This window comes from Neisseria sp. HMSC064D07, from assembly GCF_001837185.1.
Lineage (GTDB): Bacteria > Pseudomonadota > Gammaproteobacteria > Burkholderiales > Neisseriaceae > Neisseria > Neisseria flavescens_C.
In genome coordinates, this window is the sequence record NZ_KV831674.1 from 1 (window position 1) to 247 (window position 247).

The 247-nt window shown below is 57.5% G+C and carries 1 pseudogene; it reads right to left on the minus strand.

Annotation, left to right across the window (positions count from 1 at the left end):
• Window positions 1–247, minus strand: a pseudogene (locus tag HMPREF2608_RS11340) (hypothetical protein); the annotation flags it as partial.

Below are 247 nucleotides of genomic sequence, written 5' to 3' on the forward strand. Positions count from 1 at the left end.
ACGGTGATGTCTTTGGCCAGTTTGAAGTCAATCTGGTTGTCGGACACGGTGGTGACGATGTTGCGGTCGCTGCTGCGGTAGGCAACGGTTTCGCCCAGCTGGACGTTGTCGTCGCTGCCGTTGTCGGCGGCAATGTTCAGACCTTTGGCCACATTGGCGTTGGTCTCTTTCAGCTGACCGTAGTTGACGGCGTCGGTGTCGTCGGTACCGGCGGCTACGTTGGTAATCTTGTTACCGGCGTTGTTCA